The following is a 17,418-nucleotide window of genomic DNA, read 5'->3' on the forward strand; positions in this document are numbered from 1 at the left end:
TGGTCAACGGGGTTGTTCAGCGGTTGTCGTAGGCGGCGCGGGCCGCGTGGATCTCGTCGATGTGGGATTCCGCCCAGGCCTTGGCCGCCTGCACCACCGGCAGCAGGCTCTCCCCCAGCCCGGTGAGCGCGTAGTCGACGCGAACCGGGACCGAGGGAGTCACGGCGCGGGACACGAGCCCGTCCCGTTCGAGGTTCCGCAGGGTCTGGGTGAGCATCTTCTGGCTGACGCCGGCGATCGTGCGCGACAGGTCGCTGTAGCGCTGCGGGCCGACCGCGAGCGCGTTGAGCACGAGGCTCACCCACTTGTCGCTGATGCGGTCGAGCAGCTGCCGGGCCGGGCACTCGGCGAGGTACGCGTCGTACGCGGTTCGGGCTTCTGCTCGCCTCTGCGCGGCGGTCTGCGTGGCCACAGCACTCCCGTCTGCGTGCGATACGCACCTTGAAGTGCGTACTTCCCGACAGAGAGTAGCTCTCCTTAAGTTCGTCATCAAGACGCGAAGGAACCAGGAGAACCCCATGCGAGCAGTCGTCATCCGCGCGTTCGGCGGAACCGAAGTGCTGGAGATCGCGGATGTGGCCGTGCCCGAGGCCGGGCCGCGGCAGGTCCTGATCCGGGTGGAGGCGGCCACGGTCAACCCGGTCGACCTGGCCACCCGAACCGGTGCGCTCACCGATCGGGGCCTGCTCCCGGCGCGCGAGGTCGTCGGGATCGGCTGGGACGCCGCCGGAGTCGTCGAGGCCACCGGCGACGAGGTCACCCGATTCCGGCCAGGCGACCGCGTGATCGGCATGTCGGACCGGCTGGACGTGCCGCTGGGCACCCAGGCCGACCACGTCGTGCTCGATGCGGACGCGCTCGCACACGCGCCTGTGGGCATCGGCCTGGTGGAAGCCGCAACGCTGCCGCTCAGCGGGCTCACCGCCACCCAAGCCCTCGACGCGCTCGCCCTGGATCCGGGCCAGACCCTGCTGGTCACCGGGGCTGCCGGGGCGGTCGGCGGCTTCGCCGTGGAGCTCGCAGCGGCTCGCGGCCTGCGAGTGGTCGCAACGGCCTCGGCACAGGACGAGACGCTGGTCCGGAAGCTGGGTGCGGAGGTGTTCGTGCCGCGTGGCGCCCGCCTGGGCGAGGCCGTTCGCCGACTGGTGCCCGGCGGCGCGGACGCAGCGATCGACGCCGCAGCCCTCGGCGCAGAAGCACTGGACGCCGTCCGCTCGGGCGGAGCGTTCGCGGCGCTCGTCGGCGGCGCGGAGCCGCGCCCGCTGCGCGGCACTCATGTCTTCAACCACTGGATCCGGGCCGATGGGAAGGGCCTCGCGGAGCTGGTCGCGCTGGCGGAGTCCGGCACGATCACCTTGCGGGTCGCCGAGGCCATGCCGTTGGACCGGGTCGTCGAAGCCCACGAGCGGCTCGCGCGCGGCGGTCTCCGCGGCCGCCTCGTGCTGGTGCCGTGAGCAGTCCGGAGCGAGTGCCTTCCTGCGCAATACTGTGCAGACCGTGAAGACCCCCGGCGAACAGGATTTTCTCGATCAGTTCGGCGAAGCGCCCGAAGTCTTGGAAGAGCCTTGGATTCAGGGGGCCGAGTTCGAGACCGAGAACGGAACCCTCAGGCTCAGCTTCGATCAGCACGAGAACTCCATCCGGTTCGAGTGGCGCCAAGGTGACGACGTTCTGTGGCACTTCTTCCGCGAAGGCGCAACCGCTCTGAGCATCCGAGCGGAGAACCGAGAAACACACCTCATCGCGGAGTTCGAGTCCGAGGACCTGTCCGGAGAAGTGGATGTCAGGGTTCACCCGAGGATCGCGATCAAAGATTCCTTGCTCCGCAGTTGAAAGGGAATCCCCTGGCCATCCGACTCTGCCCCTTCGTCTCTTGGTGGCTCCGGCGGCGCGCACGAGAATAACTGGCGGTACCACGCACGAGGCCAGGAAACGAGGTCACATGCCAACGCCCGGATTTCCGCCGGACACGCTCGACGGAGAGGGGGTACCCATCTGGATCACCGAGTTGGCCAGCGACGACCCGAACCACGCCGTGCACGTGGTCCGCGACCTCGAACCTGCGGACGCGCTGGAAGCGCTGGGCGCCAAACCCCGGTTGTTCCGGCCGTGCGAGCTGCCCGGAAGCAAGCCGGACGAGTGGACCTCCCTCCCGGCCGCGGCCCTCGCCGCCGAACCCGGCGCCGGTGCGACGCTGCTGGCAGGACGCATCGGTGCGTGGACATTCGTGTACGACGACGCGGGGTACACCGTCGGCGACGATGACACAACCGCCCTGTCCGCCAACGGTCGCGTAGCGGCCACGAGCATGTTCTCCATCAACGCCGACGCCAGCCTCACCTACGCCGTCGACGGGAAGGAGCTTGCCTGGATCAACGTCGACGACCTCGACCTGGAGAAGGATCTGCCCGGCATGCCGGCCGAACTGCGCGCAGCGTTCGAAGCGGCCGGCACCGTCGAACACGACTACCTCGATCCTGGCGAACCCGACTACGACATCTGCATGCGCGCTATCTGCGCTCTCGCCGACCTGCGCTGCACGGTCGAAGACCTGCGTCGAATCCCGCTATTGGCCACACCGTTCGGCTGACCCCGCGCAAGTGGCCGGGTCGCCGAACTGCGGTCAGAGCGAGGCTCAGCTCAGGAAGTCCTGGATCGCCGCGAGCCACGGTTTCGGGTTCTCCGCGCCGATGAGGTGCCCGGAGTCGACCTCGACCAGCCGCGCGCCGGGGATCTTCGCGGCGAGCTCGCCGGAGTTGTGCGGCGACACCAGGGTGTCCCGGGTGGTCGCGACGACCAGCGTCGGCACGGAGATCTTCGGCAGGTCGGCGCGGACGTCGACGGTGCGCAGCAGGTCGAGGTGGTCGCCGGTGCCGACCGGCACGCCGTCGGCGGTGCCTCGGAACACCTCGTCCCAGTCGTCGATGGAGTTCAGCGCCGCCGGGCTGAAGCAGTTCAGCAGCACGAATCGCGCGAGCGCGTCCCGGTCCGGGCCGTCGAGCAGCTGCTGCCAGAGGTCCAGGTTGAGCCGGAAGTGCCGGTCGGCGGCGGCGAATCCGGCAGTGAGCACCAGCGACGTGACCCGCTCCGGGTATCGCACGGCCGCCCGGACGGCGACCGTCGTGCCCATCGAATAGCCCAGCACGCCAAAGGTTTCCACGCCCGCGTCGACCGCCGACGCGACGACCTCGTCGACGAGCCGGTCCAGTTCGAGCGGCTGCTCGGCCTTCGGCGTGCCGCCCGAGCCGGGGTAGTCTGGCGCGACGACCGTGCGCTTCCCGGCGAGCTCGTCGATGAACGGGAAGTTCGCCGCGGCCGAACCACCCGCGCCGTGGGCCAGCAACAGCCCGGGCCCGGAACCACGCACCTCAACGGACAGAGACATCGATTTTTCCTTTCACATCAACCGTTCGCCGAACGCCGGTGACCGACAACGCGGCCAGCGCGGCGAAAATTCCGATCCCGATGAGCCAGTACGGCCCAGCACCGCCGTCGAGCACCCGGCCACCGATCCACGCACCGCCGGCGTTGCCGAGGTTGAACGCCGACGTGTTCACGGCGACCGTCAGGGTCGGCGCGCCCGCTGCCGCAGCGAACGCCCGGGCCTGCAACGCCGGGATCAGCGCGCAGCTCACCGCCCCGAGCACGAACACCCCCACCGCCGCGGCCACCGGATCCCGCACGACCAGGCCGAAAACCCCGAGCACGACGGCCATTCCGGCGAGCAGCCCGCGAACCGAACCCCACGGCCGCAGGTCCGCCAACCGGCCGCCCACCAGGTTCCCCAGCAGCCCGCCCACGCCGAACGCCATCAGCAGCCAGGCCACCGCCCCGGCCCCGAAACCGGAGACGCCGGTGAGGATCGTGGCGATGTAGGTGTACGGCGTGAAGAGGGCGATCTGCGTGAGCACGGTGACCACGACGATCACGAGCACCTCGCGACTGCCCAGCGCCCTGATCTCCGCCCGCACCGAAGAGCTCCCGGCCGCCCGCGACGACGGCACGGCGACCGCGACGACCACCGTGGCGACCAGGCTCACCGCGGCGATCGCCCAGAACGTGGCGCGCCAACCGAGCTCGTGGCCGATGAACGTGCCCAGCGGCGCGCCGAGCACGGTCGCCAGGTTGAGCCCGGCGCTCACCACCGCAATCGCCCAACCGCGGCGCTCCTCGCCCACCACCGACACGGCCTGCACCAGACCGACGGCGAAGAAGGTCGAGTGCACGAGCGCCGCGAGCACCCGAGCGATCATCACCAGCCCGAAGGCGCCGGCGACCGCAGCCAGCACGTTGCCCGCGGTGAACACGACGATCAGGCCGACGAGCAGCGCTTTCCGCGGCAGCCGCGTGGTCGCGGCGGTGACCACCGGCCCGGCCAGCGCGACCGTCAGCGCGTAGCCGGTGACGAGCAGGCCCGTCGTACCGACCGACACGCGCAGGTCCGCCGCGATGTCCGGCAGGACGCCGATCACCGCGTACTCGGCGGATCCCACGGCGAACACGCAGGCCATCAGCGCCACCAGGGCCCACCCACTCCGCTGACTTCGCATGCCACCGACGCTAGAGTTTGACAGTGATGTCAGAGTCAACGACGCGTGAGCCGGATCTCATGAAGATCGGCGAGCTGTCCCGCCGGAGCGGCGTCAGCCAGCGCCGGCTGCGCTACTACGAACAACAGGGCCTGCTCACCTCGGAACGAGCGCCGAGCGGCTACCGCTACTACCGCGAGGAAGCGGTGACGGTCGTCGCGCAGATCCGGAACCTGCTGGCGGCGGGTCTGAACACGGAGATGATCCGCACGGTCCTGCCCTGCGCGAGGGGCGAGCTACCGGTCCTCGAACCGTGCCCGAACCTCGTGGCCACCCTCCGAACCCAACTGGCGGCGATAGACGACCGCCTGACGTGCCTCCAGCAAACCAGAACGGCCCTCGCCACCTACCTCGTAGCCACCGAGCGGTAGGCCCCGGGCGCCGGTCCCCACCCATGCAGCTCGTGGGCTCGCCCGCGCCGACTCGCTACCGTTGACGCATGACAGCGCTGTCCGGCTGGATGCGCCCACCGCGTGCTGAAGGCTGGTTCGCAGAGGATCTGGACCGCCTCCCCGAAGCACCGCGGCACACCGAGCTGATCGACGGAGCCCTCGTCTTCAGGACGATCCCGCAGCGCTCCTGGCACGGCCGTCTCGTCACCGGCCTGACCGTAGAGCTTTCCCGCCAAGCCCCCGCCGGCATCGAGGTCGAGCGGGAGATGACGATCCGGCTCGACGCGCGTAACAGGCCCGAGCCCGACCTGCTGGTCACCACGGCACCGTTCGACCCGGACCGGACCTGGTACGAGCCGCAGGACGTGTTGCTAGTGGTGGAGGGCGTCTCGCCCGAGTCGGCACATCGCGACCGAACGGTCAAGCTGCGCAAGTACGCCGACGCGGGCATCCAGCACTACTGGTACGTCGAGGACGAGGACGCATCAGCGGCAGTGCACGCCTACGAACTCGACGGGCCGACCGGCATCTACGCCCCGGCAGGCATCTTCCGCGGCACCCTCCAGCGGCCAGTGCCGTTCGAAATCAGCGTCGACCTTGATCGGCTCACCCCACGCCGCTCCCACTAGCATTCGGCTCGGCGTTGTTCGAGTTCGAAGGGGTTCACGAGATCACGCCATGGCGGAGATCCACGCCCACTGCCGCTGGAGCTGCGGGGCCGCAGATGGCTACCGCCGGGTCAGGGTAGGTGCGCGAGCACGTTGACCACCGTGCCGCTGGGGTCCTCCACGAAGAAGCGACGCACGCCCCACGGCTCGTCGGTGAGCGGATAGACGATGCGCAGACCGCGGCGGACCGCCTCGATGTGCGCTGCATCAACTGCCGCCGGTTCTCCAACGTCGATCCCGAAGCGCGGCGCGGGATCCTCCATTCCGCGTGGCGGGACGAGGACTTGAGCCGTGGGGTTGTCCGGCGACCGCAGACCGAGGACGGGATCTTCCATCGCGACCTCGAATCCGAGCACCTCGACGTAGAAGTCGCGCGACGCGGCGAGATCGCCTCCGTCAGCGTAGGGAAGGATTCTCCTGATCATCACCACAGCATCGTTGCCACGCTCGCCGTCTGGCTTGGACGAATGGAAGCCCCACCACCAGTGGACCGGCACAGCTCGGTGGGGCACTGGCTCGATCGCCCCGGGCAATCGCAGAAGGGCCGGGCTTGGGACTCCTGTGCGGAGACCAAGCCCGGCCCTTCGCGGCTTCGTGGGCCGGCGTTCGACCGGTGCCGAACGCCGATCTGCTGTGAGTCGACTACCAGCGGAAACGTCGCCGATCAGACGTTGAAGCGGAACTCCACGACGTCGCCGTCGGTCATGATGTAGTCCTTGCCCTCCATGCGGACCTTGCCCGCCGACTTGGCCTCCGCCATCGTGCCCGCCGCGATCAGGTCGTCGAAGGAGACGATCTCCGCCTTGATGAAGCCGCGCTCGAAGTCGGTGTGGATCACCCCGGCCGCCTGCGGTGCCGTCCAGCCCTGGCGGATCGTCCAGGCCCGCGCCTCCTTCGGCCCGGCCGTCAGGTAGGTCTGCAGGCCCAGCGTGTGGAAGCCCGCGCGGGCCAGCGCGTTCAGGCCCGGCTCCGCCTGGCCAATCGATTCCAGCAGCTCACGCTGGGACTCCTCGTCCAGCTCCTTGAGCTCCGCCTCGACCTTGGCGTCCAGGAACACCGCGTCGCCGGGCGCGACCAGGTCGCGCAGTTCCTTCTGCTTCGCCTCGTCCGCCAGCACACCCTCGTCCGCGTTGAACACGTAGAGGAACGGCTTGGTGGTCAGCAGGTTGAGCTCGCGCAGGTCCGGCGTGTCCTTGCCCAGGCCCGCGGCGAACAGGGTCTGGCCGGAGTCGAGGATCTCCTTGGCCTGCTGGGCGATCTCCAGGGCCGGCCGCTTGTCCTTGTGGGTGCGGGCTTCCTTCTCCAGCCGCGGCAGCGCCTTGTCCAGGGTCTGCAGGTCGGCCAGGATCAGCTCGGTGTTGATCGTCTCGATGTCGCTGGACGGGTCCACCCGGCCGTCGACGTGCACCACGTCGGGGTCGTCGAAGACGCGGATGACCTGGCAGATCGCGTCGGCCTCGCGGATGTTGGCGAGGAACTTGTTGCCCAGCCCCTGCCCCTCGGATGCGCCCTTGACCAGGCCCGCGATGTCGACGAACGACACCGTGGCGGGCACCGTCTTCGCCGAGCTGAAGACCTCGGCGAGCTTGTCCAGCCGCTCGTCCGGCAGCGGCACCACACCGACGTTCGGCTCGATGGTGGCGAACGGGTAGTTCGCCGCGAGGGCGTCGTTGCTGGTCAACGCGTTGAACAGGGTGGACTTGCCGACGTTGGGCAGCCCGACGATTCCGAGGGTGAGACTCACACCCCGAAGTCTAGGTGCTCGCTCGCGGCGGCATCGGGGCCGGTCGCGCGGGGGTGCGCGGATGCACAGCCGGGGTGCACCCGCGCCCCGCGTCGTCAGTCGTCGTCCTGCTCGCCGCCCTGCTGGTCGCCGCCGTCCTGCTGGTCGCCCTGCTGCTGGTCGTCGCCGTCCTGCTGCTGCTCCTGCTGCTGCTCCGGGGCAGGCGCCGGGTCGTTGCACCCGGCCGTGACCACGAGGGCGAGCGCGGCGCCCGCAGCGGCGCCGAGGACCTTGAAGCCACGCCTGGTGCTGATCTTCGAATGAGCCATGCCGCGACGATAGGGATGAAACGCGCAAAATGCACCCACCTAGATCGAAATCCCCCGCGCGAGGGAGGCCGACCCAGCCCGGGCGGGAGGTTCGCGGGCCGCGAGATCCCGAGCATTGCCGGTGAGTTCAGCCGAGCCACCAGAGGAGCACAGATGCTCAAGCCGAACCGGGCGGCGCTGATCGCGTCGGTCCTGACCTTCCTCGCCTTCGAATCGCGGCACTTCCTGCCGCGCAGCCGCATCCTCTTCGAGCTGCCGAGCTGGGCGACACCGCTGGCCGCAGCGGCCGGCGTGCTCGGCGCAGCACTGCTGATGTCGCCGCTGCGAGCCCGCCGCGCGATCGTCGCGATCAACGGCGCGGCCGTGCTGCTGCTGCTCTGGGCATCCGGCGGCATCCTGTTCGACCTGTTGCGGCTGTTCGGGCTGATGGGCTTCGCTCCGGACTGGCCGCTGTTCGCCACCCGCGCCTTCGCGCTGACGAGCGCGATCCTGCTGTTCCGCGCGACTGTCCTGCGGGTCCGGGCGCTCGCCGGGGTTTGCGTCCGCTGCGGCGGCCCGGCCGCACCACCGCCGCCGTGGCTCGGATACCTCGGGGTCCTGTTCGCGCTGCCCTATCCGGTGATCAAGACCAACTGGGCGCTGGGCGGCACGATCGGGCTGGACTACCCGGACCCGGCCAGGGACGGGTTCACCAGCGGATGGCTGGTCGTGCCCGCCGCGCTGGTCGGCATCGTGCTCTCGCTGGCCCTCGTGCACCGGTGGGGGCGGATCTGGCCGCGATGGGTCCCCGGCCTGGCGGGGCGCCCGACTCCGCGCGGACTGCTGCTCTTCGGCGGCTGGTTCGGTGCCGGGCTGCTCTTCACGATGGGTCCGACCGGCTTCGCCGACGTGATCGGCGACCTGATCTCCGGCACGTCGTCGGAAAACCCGATCGCCGGGATGCACTACTGGCCCGGGGCGCTGTTCTACGTGAGCTGGATGTTCTGGGCGCTGGTGCTCGGGCCGTCCGTCTACCTGTACCAGCGGGCGACGCGCCGCAAGCCTTGCGGAACCTGCGCTCGCGTGCCGGTCGCGCGGGGATGATGTGGCCATGCCGTCCCGCCTGATCAGACCGTTCACCGCGCGAGCCACGTACCGCCGGTGGGTGCACCTGATCCTCGGGGCCGTCCTGGCCGTCCCGTACCTGGCGGTGGCCGGGCTGGTGCTCGGGCCGCTGCTGGGTCCCGGCATCGGACCCGGCCTGCCGCCTGTCGTGGTCGGGATCGCGCAGGGCGCGTTCGTCGTGCTCGCCGTGGTAACCACCGGGTTGCTGCCGGCGACGCGGTCGCTGTCGGGAGCCGCCGCGAAGGCGCTGCTCGGGCTGCCGGAAACGAGCACCGCCGTCGCCTGGCCGGACCGGTGGCGGACCGTCTGCTGGCTCGCCGTCCACCTGGCGCTCGGCTCCGGCGTCGGCCTGCTGACGCTGATCGTGCCGCCGTTCATCCTGATCCTGCTCGCCGACCCGCTGCTGAACCTGCCGCCCGAGCTCACCGGCATCCCGCTGTACCGGGCGCTCGGCATCGGGCAGTGGTGGGCACCGCTGGTCGGCGCGGGCCTGATCGTCGCGGGTTTCCACCTGGTCGCGGCGGTCGGCGCGGCGCTGGCCCGACTCGCTCCGGCATTGCTGGGCCCGTCCGAGCACGAGCGGTTGCGGCGGCAGGTCGAGGAGCTGTCCGAGCGGAACCGGATCGCCTCCGAGCTGCACGACTCGGTCGGACACGTGCTGAACGTCGTTGCGCTGCAAGCGAGTGCGGCGAACCGGGTGCTGGACAGCGACCCCGTCTTCGCCCGGGAGGCGCTCGCGGTGATCGCGGATTCGACGCGAACCGCGCTCGCCGACCTGGATCGCGCGCTGGGCAGCCTGCGATCCTCCACTTCGGACGACCCGGACCTGGCCGACCTCGACGGCCTGGTCCGCTCCACCGAGCTGGCCGGTCTGGCGGTGCGTCTCGAAGTCCGGGGCGACCCGAGCTCGGTCCCGCCGCAGGTGGGTCGCGAGACCTACCGCGCGGTGCGCGAGGGCCTCTCCAACGCCTTGCGCCACGCGGGCCGGGCGGAGGCCGCGGTGCGGATCACCATCGCCACCGGCGCACTGGAGCTGGAGATCACCAACCCCCTGGGCTCGGCGTCAACCCCGGGTCACGGCTTGGGCCTGAGCGGCATCAAGCGCCGAGCGAAGGCCCTCGGCGGCCACGCCGAAGGCGCCGCGCACGGCGACAACTGGCGGCTCCACGTCCGTCTCCCCTGGTAAACCACTGTCCGTGCCGGGTCACGCCCGTGGCGGGCCGCGGCGCAATACGCTCGGCGGCGTGAGCGAAGCCACGACCGTGCTGGTCGTCGACGACGAGCCGCTGATCCGTTCCGGGCTGCGGGCCCTCATCGATGCCGAGCCCGACCTGACCGTCGTCGGGGAGGCCGCCGATGGCGCCGAGGTCGTCCCGCTGGTGCGGCGGCTGCGGCCGGACGTCGTGCTGATGGACGTCCGGATGCCCGGCGTCGACGGGATCCAGGCCACCACCGCGATCCTGGATTCGGTGCCGGAGCCGCCGCGCATCGTCGTGATCACCACCTTCGAGCACGACGATCACGTCTACGGCGCGCTGCGCGCCGGCGCGACCGGGTTCCTGCTCAAGCGCTGCCAGCCCGAGGACCTCGTGCAGGCCATCCGGATCGCTGCGCGCGGCGAATCGCTGCTGTTCCCGGCCGCGATCCGCCGGCTTGCCGCGCCACACCGCGCGAGCCGCCCGCAGGTCGAGCTCACCGAGCGGGAAGCCGAGGTCCTCCGCCTGGTGGCGCGCGGGATGTCCAACGGCGAGATCGCCGCCGAGCTGTTCATCGGCGTGCAGACCGTCAAGACCCACGTCGGCAACGTGCTGGCGAAACTCGGCGCCCGGGACCGCACGCAAGCGGTCGTGTTCGCCTACGAATCGGGCTTCATCAGCGTGTCCGATTCCCGCTAGTACCGGCTCCGGCCCGCTGGCACCATCGAAGACATGTTGGTGGGAACAGAGGAAGCGCTCCGGGCCGTGGCCTCACGCGACGCACGTTTCGACGGCTGCTTCATCCACGCCGTGCGCACCACGCGCATCTACTGCCGCCCGTCGTGCCCGGCACGCACGCCCAAGCCCGACAACAGCCTGTTCTTCCCGACGGCCGCCGCCGCGCAAGCCGCCGGCTTCCGGGCCTGCCGCCGATGCCTGCCGGACGCCGTGCCGGGGTCGCCGGAGTGGAACCTGCGCGCCGATCTCGCCGGCCGCGCCATGCGGCTGATCAGCGACGGCGTCGTGGACCGCTGCGGCGTGCGCGGGCTCGCCGACCAGCTCGGCTACTCGGAACGCCACCTGACCAGGGTGCTCACCGCCGAACTCGGCGCCGGGCCGCTCGGGCTGGCGCGGGCGCACCGCGCGCATTCGGCGCGGATCCTGATCGAGACCACCACGATCCCGTTCGGCGACGTGGCGTTCGCCGCCGGTTTCTCCAGCCTGCGCCAGTTCAACGACACGCTGCGCGAGGTCTTCGGCGTGACCCCGACGGAGATGCGCGGCCGCGCGCAGCGGCGCAGCGAGGTCCGCGGCAGCGCCGGTGCCGTCCAGCTGCGCCTGCCGTTCCGGGCTCCCTGCGATGTGGCCGGCGTGCTGCGGTTCCTCGGCGAACGAGCGCTGTCCGGCCTGGAAGATGCCGGGCCGGACCACTACACGCGTGCGCTGCGCCTGCCGTACGGCACCGGGATCGCCACGCTCCGACCGCACGAGAAGTACGTCGCGTGCACGCTGCGGCTCACGGACCTGCGCGATCTCGGCAGCGCGGTGTCCCGGCTTCGGCGCCTGCTCGACCTCGACGCCGACCCGGCCGCGATCGGCGAAGCGCTCGGCGCCGACCCGGCGCTGCGGCCGGCCGTCGCGCAGACGCCCGGGGTTCGGGTGCCGGGCAGCGTCGACGGGCTGGAGGTCCTGGTCCGCGCCGTGATCGGCCAGCAGATCTCGGTGGCGGCGGCGCGCAAGACGACGGAGCGGCTCGTCACCGCGCTGGGCGAGCCGCTGGCCCACCCGGAAGGTGCGGTGACGACGCTCTTCCCGACGCCGGAGGCCCTCGCGGAGCGAGCGCTGGAGGTCCTGCCCGGGCCGCGGCGACGGGCGGAAACCGTCCGCGCTGTCGCGACAGCCGTCGCCGACGGAAGCCTCGCGCTGCACACCGGACGAGACGAAGCCGAGCTTCGGGAAGACCTGGAGAGCATCTGCGGCATCGGCCCGTGGACGTCGAGCTACGTCGCCATGCGCGTGCTGGGCTCGCCCGATGTGCTGCTGACCGGTGATCTCGCGCTGCGACGAGGCGCGGGGATCCTCGGGCTGTCCGAAGACCCGGCAGCGATCGAAGCGCATGCACGGCGCTGGAGCCCATGGCGCTCCTACGCCGGAGTGCTCCTGTGGGAGGCGGCGGCCAGCGGCACGCCGCAGTTGCAGCTCGCTTCGTGACCCGGCCGCCGCAGAAACATTGGAGAGAAGCATGATCACGTGGTCCACTGAGGACACTCCGGCCGGTCCGTTCACCGCCGTGGTCGACGCCGACGGTGCCGTCCTCGCCTCCGGCTGGACGGCCCGCCTGGACGAGCTCGTGCCGCTGGTGTCCCGCGAGCTCCTGCCCGAAGCACCGCGCGAAGCAGCGGATCTCGGCGCGGTCACCCGCGCGATCCGCGACTACCACGCCGGCGACCTGCGCGCGGTCGACGCGATTCCGGTGCGGCAGCGCTCCGGGGAGTTCCTCGAACACGCCTGGCAGGTGCTGCGGAAGGTCCCGGCCGGTGAACCCGTGAGCTACTCGGAACTAGCCGCGCTGGCGGGCCGCCCCCAAGCGTTCCGAGCGGCGGCAGCGGCCTGCGCCCGCAACGCGGCGGCGCTGTTCGTGCCGTGCCACCGAGTGCTGCGCAGCGACGGCTCCCTGGGCGGCTTCCGCTGGGGTCTCCCGGCCAAGCGCTGGCTCCTCGCCCACGAGACCACCGCCTGACCGGCCCAGAAGGTTTCCAATTTTGCCTGAAATTGGAAACTCACCCCCTCAGGCACCCGGGAGTTGCGCATCTCCGATCTCGCCCACGGGTCGCTCCGGAACGGGCACGAGCGCGCGACGATTTCGCGCGAAATCGTCGCTACGCGTGGGGACGGGGTGGTGATTTCGCGCGAAATCGCCACCGGGACCAGCACCGGATGCCGCGGGGCGAAATTGGCCGGAGTCCCCCGAAACGCCCCGAAGAAGCCGTCCGGCGCGAGAGCGAAATCGTCCAATATGGATAGTCGCCTCGCGCAGCGAGGTCCGCGCACTTGGCTGTGGACTGGTGTGCTCAGCCAGGACGACGGGTCGAGCCGGGACTGGCCGAATCACCGGTTGGCGGTTTCAATTGAAACCGCCAACCGGCCGGTACAGGGGCGGCGAAGAGCGCGGTCCCAATTTCGCCTGAACCCGGGGGGTGCCCGGGACGGTCAGGTCTGGAGTTCCAGGGTGGAGCCGTCGCGGGACTTGCGGACCCGGAGGCGCACCGAGATCCGTTGGCGCATCTCCTCGACGTGGGACACGAGGCCGACGACCCGGCCGCCCGCCCGCAGGTCGTCGAGGGTGTCCATCACCAGGTCGAGGGTGTCGGCGTCGAGCGTTCCGAATCCCTCGTCGATGAACAACGTGTCCAGCAGCGCGCCGCCGGTCTCGGCGGCGACCACATCGGCCAGCCCGAGCGCCAGCGAAAGCGAGGCGAGGAACGACTCGCCGCCGGAGAGCGTCTTCGCGGGCCGGACCTTCCCGGAGTAGTCGTCGAGCACGTCCAGTCCGAGCCCGCCACGGGTGCCCCGCGCCCCGGCCGCATCGGAATGCACGAACGAGTACCGGCCGCCGCTCATCCGCTGCAGCCGCCGGGTGGCCGCGATGGCCACCTCCTCCAACCGCGCGGCCAGCACGTACGCGCGCAGCGACATCTTCCGCGCGTTCTGCCCGCGTCCGTTGACCACGTCCGCCAACGCCTCCAGCTCGGCGTGCTCCGCCAACGCCGGCCCGAGCTCCGCCCACGCTCCGCGCAGCCGCTCCGCGAGCTGCGCGATGTCGCGCTGCCGCTGCTCGGCGCGATGCGCCAACGCAGCCGAGCGCTCCGCCGCTTCGCGGGCTACGACCGCGGCCTCGGTGGCCTCTTCGAGGCCCACCTCGGCGTCTGCGTCCACGCCGAACAGCTCCGCGCTGGCCAGCGCTGCGCGGGCGCCTGCGGCGCGTTCTTCGACCTCGGCGAGTGCCTCGGCGAGCTGGGCGATCCGGTCGTCGCCGCGTTCGGCCGCCAGCGCGGCTGCCGCGTTGTCGAAGCCCGCCGCGGTGGCGGCTTCGGCCAGGGCGGTTTCCTGTTCGGCGAGGCGGTGTTCGGCGTCGTCCCTGCTCGTCCGGGCTGCTGCGAGTTGTTCGAGGCGGGCGGCGATGTCCAGCAGGTGCGTTCGCCGGTCGGCGATGCTCGGGAAGTCGGCGCGCCCTTCGCGCAGCCTGACCTCTCGTTCGTCCACTGTGGTCGCAAGCGATGCCTGTTCGCTGCGAGCCGCCGCGACTCTGGTTCGCACCTTCGACAGCTGCTCGTTAAGGTGCTCGGTGGATTCTTCGAGCTCAGCCAGGTTCTTGGTGCGTTGCGGTAGTTCCGCGGCGGTTTTCTGGAGCGCGTCGCGCTCGGCCCTGAGCTCGGCGAGTTCGGCGGCGAGGTCCGCCTCGGTGTGATCGCCGAGGCGTTCCGCCAGGTTGTCGAGGTGCTGTTGGGCTCGTTGCGCTTCTGCCGTGGCCTTTTCCCGCCGGGCGGCGGCGCGCTGCTCCTCGGTTTGGGCGTTGTCCTCGTCCTCGGCTCGCACCGGGGCGTCGACCGGTTCGCCGGGCGCGGGGTGTTCCGCCGAGCCGCAGACCGGGCACGGCTCGCCGGGCGAGAGCCGGGCCGCGAGTTCGGCGGCCATCCCGGCGAGCCTGCGGGCCCGGAGATCTTGCAGCAGGTCGCGAGCCTGCTGGTGTGCGTCGATGGCCTGCTGCGCGCGGGCCGTCGCCGACGCGAGTTCCTTTTGCGCGCCGGGCAGTTCGCGCGCGGTCCGCAGCAGCGCGGCGACCTCGGTGCCGCGCGCCTGCACGGTTTCCAGTCGCAGCTCCGCGTGCTTCGCGTCTTCGACCTGCTGCCGCGCGGCGCCGATGCGGTCGGGCAGGGTGGCCTGCTGCCCGACGAGCTCGGTTTCCAGGGTCTCGTCCGCTGCCAGCCGATCGGCGAGGGAGGCGAGCTTCTGCCGGTCGGTTTCCTGTTGCTGCGCCTCGGGGATCAGGTGCGCGAGACCACCCGCTTCCTCCCGCCTGGTGCCCGCGAGCGAACGCAGTTCGGCCAGCGGTGTTTCGGCGTCCAGCTCGCAGCTCGCGGCCGCAGCGGCTACCGCAGCCCGTGCTTTGTCGCACTCCTGCTCCGCCCGCAGCACGGCATTCCGGGCCGCGAGCACCGGGACGGCGCGTTGCGCCGCTTCCCGCTCCGCGCGCCAAGCGTCGTGCTGGTCCTGCTGCTCGCCGATCGCGGCGAGGGTCGCGTTCGCCTGCCGCACCCGGCGGACCTTCTCGGCCAGCTCGCGGCGCTCGGTCAGCTTCGCGTCGGCCACCTCCCGCTCGCGCCGCAGGCGGGAGTGCTCGGCCCGCGTGCCCTCCATCTCGCGAAGGGACCGCTTTTCGATGTCCTCCAACCAGTTCTGCTCGTCCGCGTCGGCATCCGGCTCCGCGCCCGAGACCTGCGAGACGCGCGCGAGGAGCTCGCGGACCCGCTGCGTCTGCTCCTCGACGCCGCGTCCGCGCTCCCGGCGGCGTTCGACGAACCAGCGCTCGACCTCACCGAACCGCTGGGTGCCGAACAGCTTCTCCAACAGCTTCTCGCGCTCAGCGGTGTCCGAGCGCAGGAACTTGGCGAACTCGCCCTGCGGCAGCATCACGACCTGGAAGAACTGGTCGACCGTCATGCCCAGCAGGCGTTGCACCGTGCGCCCGACCTCGTCGATGCGCGTCAGGCCCTCCGGCGGCTGCTCGGTGGGCGCACCATCGACCCAGGTCAGCGAGGCCTTCGCCTGCTGCGTGGTGTAGCCGTCGCCGCGCTTCTTCGGCCGCTGGTACTCCGGGCTGCGCTCCAGCCGCAGCCGCTGCCCCTGCACCGTCAGCTCCAGCACGACCTTGGTGATGGTGTCGGGTTTCGCGGTGTCGCAGCGCAGCCGCTTGACCTCGCCGCGCGCGCCCGGCACCGAACCGTAGAGCGCGAAGGCGACCGCATCCAGCAGCGTCGTCTTGCCCGCGCCGGTGTCGCCGTGCAGCAGGAACAGGCCGTCGCCGCCGAGCCGGTCGAAGTCCACCTCCTGGCGGTCGCGGTACGGGCCGAACGCGGTGACTTCCAGGCTGTGCAGCCTCATTTCGCCCCCTCCGCCGCGGCGACCGCGCGCAGTGCCTCGTTGAGCAGCGCGCGTTCGGAATCGTTGGGGTCGCTGCCCCTGCAATCGGCCACGAACCTGGCGGCGAGCTCGTGGTCGTCGCGGCCGCGCACGATCTCGGCGTAGTGCAACGGCGCTGTCGCGCGGCCGGTCGCCGGTTTCCACTCCAAGTGCACGGCGTGCGGAAAGCGCTGCTGCAGCCGCCGCATCGCCTCCAGCGGGCGCACCTCGTCGGTGAGCGTCGCCGAGAGGTAGCACTCCTCCAACTCGGCGTGCTCCGGCTCGGCGAGCAGGTCCTCCAGCAGTCCCTGGACCGTCGCCAGCCGCCGGGGCACCGGCAGTTCGCGCCGCTCCACGCCGGCCAGGCCGTCCGCATCCAGATCGACCAGCCACACCGATTTGCGGTGCGCCGCTTCGGAGAACGAGTAGGCCAGCGGGCTGCCCGAATAGCGCAGGTGCTCGGCGAGCCGCTGCGGGCCGTGCAGATGCCCCAGCGCGACGTAGTCGACGCCGTCGAACACCGAGCCCGGCACCTGCTCGACGCCGCCGACCGCGATGGTGCGCTCGGAATCGCTGCTGTCGCCGCCGGTGACGAAGGCGTGCGCCAGCACCACCGAACGAGTCCCCTGTGGACGTTCGGTCAGTTCGGCGCGCACCCGGTTCATCGCTTCGGTGAGCACCGCCGTGTGGCCGCGCGACTCGATCTCGGCGCTGGCCCCGGGCACGTCGGCGCGGGCCTGCAGGATGTGGCGCGCCGGATCCGGTTCGAGGTAGGGGATGCCGTAGAAGGCGACCGGGCCGTGCCGGTCGTCGATCACCACCGGCTCGTGCAGCCGGGCGATCTGGGTGCGCAGGTGCAGGCCGCCGGCGGCGGCGAACTCGGCGAACGCGCCGACCCGGGCGGCGGAGTCGTGGTTGCCCGAGGTGACCACCAGCTGGGCCCCCGCTTCGCGGATCCTGCCGAGCACCCGGACGCAGGTCTGCACCGCCTCACCCGACGGCACCGCGCGGTCGTAGAGATCGCCTGCGACCACCACGACGTCGACCTGTTCCTCGACGACCAGGTCGGCCAGCCCGCCCAGGACGGCCTCCTGATCTCCGAGCAGGTCTCGGCCGTGGAACGTCCGTCCCACGTGCCAGTCGGAGGTGTGCAGCACTCGCATGAGCCCCAAGCTATCGACGCCCCCGCCGGACTTCGCAGACCCCCCACGCCGCTTCGGCGTGTCGTGCACCTCGT

18 protein-coding genes are annotated in these 17,418 nt (G+C 71.1%); 10 read left to right on the forward strand and 8 right to left on the reverse strand.

Going from position 1 to position 17,418, the window contains the following annotated elements:
- Positions 1-16: 16 nt before the first annotated feature.
- Complete coding sequence (locus tag AB0H93_RS23120; RefSeq protein ID WP_358575099.1) at positions 17-412, reverse strand: helix-turn-helix domain-containing protein; 396 nt, start codon at positions 410-412, stop codon at positions 17-19.
- Positions 413-518: 106 nt separating this feature from the next.
- On the opposite strand from AB0H93_RS23120, the gene AB0H93_RS23125 reads away from it, so the two are divergent.
- The 3 genes from AB0H93_RS23125 (at position 519) to AB0H93_RS23135 (ending at position 2,590) form a co-directional block, all read left to right on the forward strand.
- Positions 519-1,454 carry an NADP-dependent oxidoreductase gene (locus tag AB0H93_RS23125; RefSeq protein WP_358575100.1) on the forward strand — a complete coding sequence of 312 codons (936 nt, stop codon included), beginning with the start codon at positions 519-521 and terminating at the stop codon, positions 1,452-1,454.
- Positions 1,455-1,497: 43 nt separating this feature from the next.
- Positions 1,498-1,833: a hypothetical protein gene (locus tag AB0H93_RS23130; protein WP_358575101.1), complete on the forward strand. Its 336-nt coding sequence runs from the start codon at positions 1,498-1,500 to the stop codon at positions 1,831-1,833.
- A 109-nt stretch (positions 1,834-1,942) separates the two neighbouring features.
- Entirely contained in the window at positions 1,943-2,590 is a 648-nt protein-coding gene (locus AB0H93_RS23135; RefSeq protein WP_358575102.1) for a DUF6461 domain-containing protein, read from the forward strand.
- A 45-nt stretch (positions 2,591-2,635) separates the two neighbouring features.
- Here AB0H93_RS23135 and AB0H93_RS23140 read toward each other — a convergent pair whose 3' ends face one another.
- Positions 2,636-3,385 (reverse strand): alpha/beta hydrolase, encoded by a 750-nt coding sequence (locus AB0H93_RS23140; protein ID WP_358575103.1) that lies wholly within the window; start codon positions 3,383-3,385, stop codon positions 2,636-2,638.
- The gene (locus AB0H93_RS23145; RefSeq protein WP_358575105.1) at positions 3,369-4,550 is read right to left on the reverse strand and encodes an MFS transporter; all 1,182 of its coding nucleotides are present in this window, start codon (positions 4,548-4,550) and stop codon (positions 3,369-3,371) included. Before AB0H93_RS23145 ends, AB0H93_RS23140 begins: the two co-directional genes overlap by 17 nt.
- A gap of 59 nt (positions 4,551-4,609) precedes the next feature.
- On the opposite strand from AB0H93_RS23145, the gene AB0H93_RS23150 reads away from it, so the two are divergent.
- Both AB0H93_RS23150 and AB0H93_RS23155 read left to right on the forward strand, forming a co-directional pair.
- Positions 4,610-4,960, forward strand: coding sequence for a MerR family transcriptional regulator (locus AB0H93_RS23150; protein WP_358575252.1), 351 nt, complete (start codon positions 4,610-4,612; stop codon positions 4,958-4,960).
- Positions 4,961-5,028: 68 nt separating this feature from the next.
- Positions 5,029-5,610, forward strand: a complete 582-nt coding sequence (locus AB0H93_RS23155; protein ID WP_358575106.1) for a Uma2 family endonuclease — start codon at positions 5,029-5,031, stop codon at positions 5,608-5,610.
- Positions 5,611-5,720: 110 nt separating this feature from the next.
- Here the strand turns inward: AB0H93_RS23155 and AB0H93_RS23160 are convergent, their stop codons facing one another.
- From AB0H93_RS23160 to AB0H93_RS23170, 3 genes are all read right to left on the reverse strand, one after another.
- Positions 5,721-6,146, reverse strand: a complete 426-nt coding sequence (locus AB0H93_RS23160; RefSeq protein WP_358575107.1) for a VOC family protein — start codon at positions 6,144-6,146, stop codon at positions 5,721-5,723.
- 167 nt (positions 6,147-6,313) lie between these two features.
- Positions 6,314-7,393, reverse strand: coding sequence for a redox-regulated ATPase YchF (gene ychF, locus AB0H93_RS23165; protein WP_358575109.1), 1,080 nt, complete (start codon positions 7,391-7,393; stop codon positions 6,314-6,316).
- Between the two features lie 95 nt (positions 7,394-7,488).
- The gene (locus AB0H93_RS23170) at positions 7,489-7,701 is read right to left on the reverse strand and encodes a hypothetical protein (RefSeq protein WP_358575111.1); all 213 of its coding nucleotides are present in this window, start codon (positions 7,699-7,701) and stop codon (positions 7,489-7,491) included.
- 153 nt (positions 7,702-7,854) lie between these two features.
- On the opposite strand from AB0H93_RS23170, the gene AB0H93_RS23175 reads away from it, so the two are divergent.
- The 5 genes from AB0H93_RS23175 to AB0H93_RS23195 are packed head-to-tail and all read left to right on the forward strand — an operon-like array spanning position 7,855 to position 12,741.
- Positions 7,855-8,784 carry a hypothetical protein gene (locus AB0H93_RS23175; protein WP_358575112.1) on the forward strand — a complete coding sequence of 310 codons (930 nt, stop codon included), beginning with the start codon at positions 7,855-7,857 and terminating at the stop codon, positions 8,782-8,784.
- Between the two features lie 7 nt (positions 8,785-8,791).
- Positions 8,792-9,991, forward strand: a complete 1,200-nt coding sequence (locus tag AB0H93_RS23180) for a histidine kinase (RefSeq protein ID WP_358575114.1) — start codon at positions 8,792-8,794, stop codon at positions 9,989-9,991.
- Positions 9,992-10,049: 58 nt separating this feature from the next.
- Positions 10,050-10,700: a response regulator transcription factor gene (locus AB0H93_RS23185; RefSeq protein ID WP_358575115.1), complete on the forward strand. Its 651-nt coding sequence runs from the start codon at positions 10,050-10,052 to the stop codon at positions 10,698-10,700.
- A 33-nt stretch (positions 10,701-10,733) separates the two neighbouring features.
- Entirely contained in the window at positions 10,734-12,212 is a 1,479-nt protein-coding gene (locus AB0H93_RS23190; protein ID WP_358575117.1) for an AlkA N-terminal domain-containing protein, read from the forward strand.
- Between the two features lie 31 nt (positions 12,213-12,243).
- Entirely contained in the window at positions 12,244-12,741 is a 498-nt protein-coding gene (locus AB0H93_RS23195; protein WP_358575119.1) for a methylated-DNA--[protein]-cysteine S-methyltransferase, read from the forward strand.
- 470 nt (positions 12,742-13,211) lie between these two features.
- On the opposite strand, the gene AB0H93_RS23200 is transcribed toward AB0H93_RS23195, so the two are convergent.
- On the reverse strand, positions 13,212-16,163 hold the full coding sequence (locus AB0H93_RS23200; RefSeq protein WP_358575120.1) for an SMC family ATPase: 2,952 nt from the start codon (positions 16,161-16,163) through the stop codon (positions 13,212-13,214).
- Positions 16,160-17,344, reverse strand: coding sequence for an exonuclease SbcCD subunit D (locus tag AB0H93_RS23205; RefSeq protein WP_358575121.1), 1,185 nt, complete (start codon positions 17,342-17,344; stop codon positions 16,160-16,162). The genes AB0H93_RS23200 and AB0H93_RS23205 overlap by 4 nt, the downstream gene beginning before the upstream one ends.
- Positions 17,345-17,418: the final 74 nt, after the last annotated feature.

Origin of the sequence: Saccharopolyspora sp. NPDC050642, assembly GCF_040654735.1 — a bacterium.
Classification (GTDB): domain Bacteria; phylum Actinomycetota; class Actinomycetes; order Mycobacteriales; family Pseudonocardiaceae; genus Saccharopolyspora; species Saccharopolyspora elongata.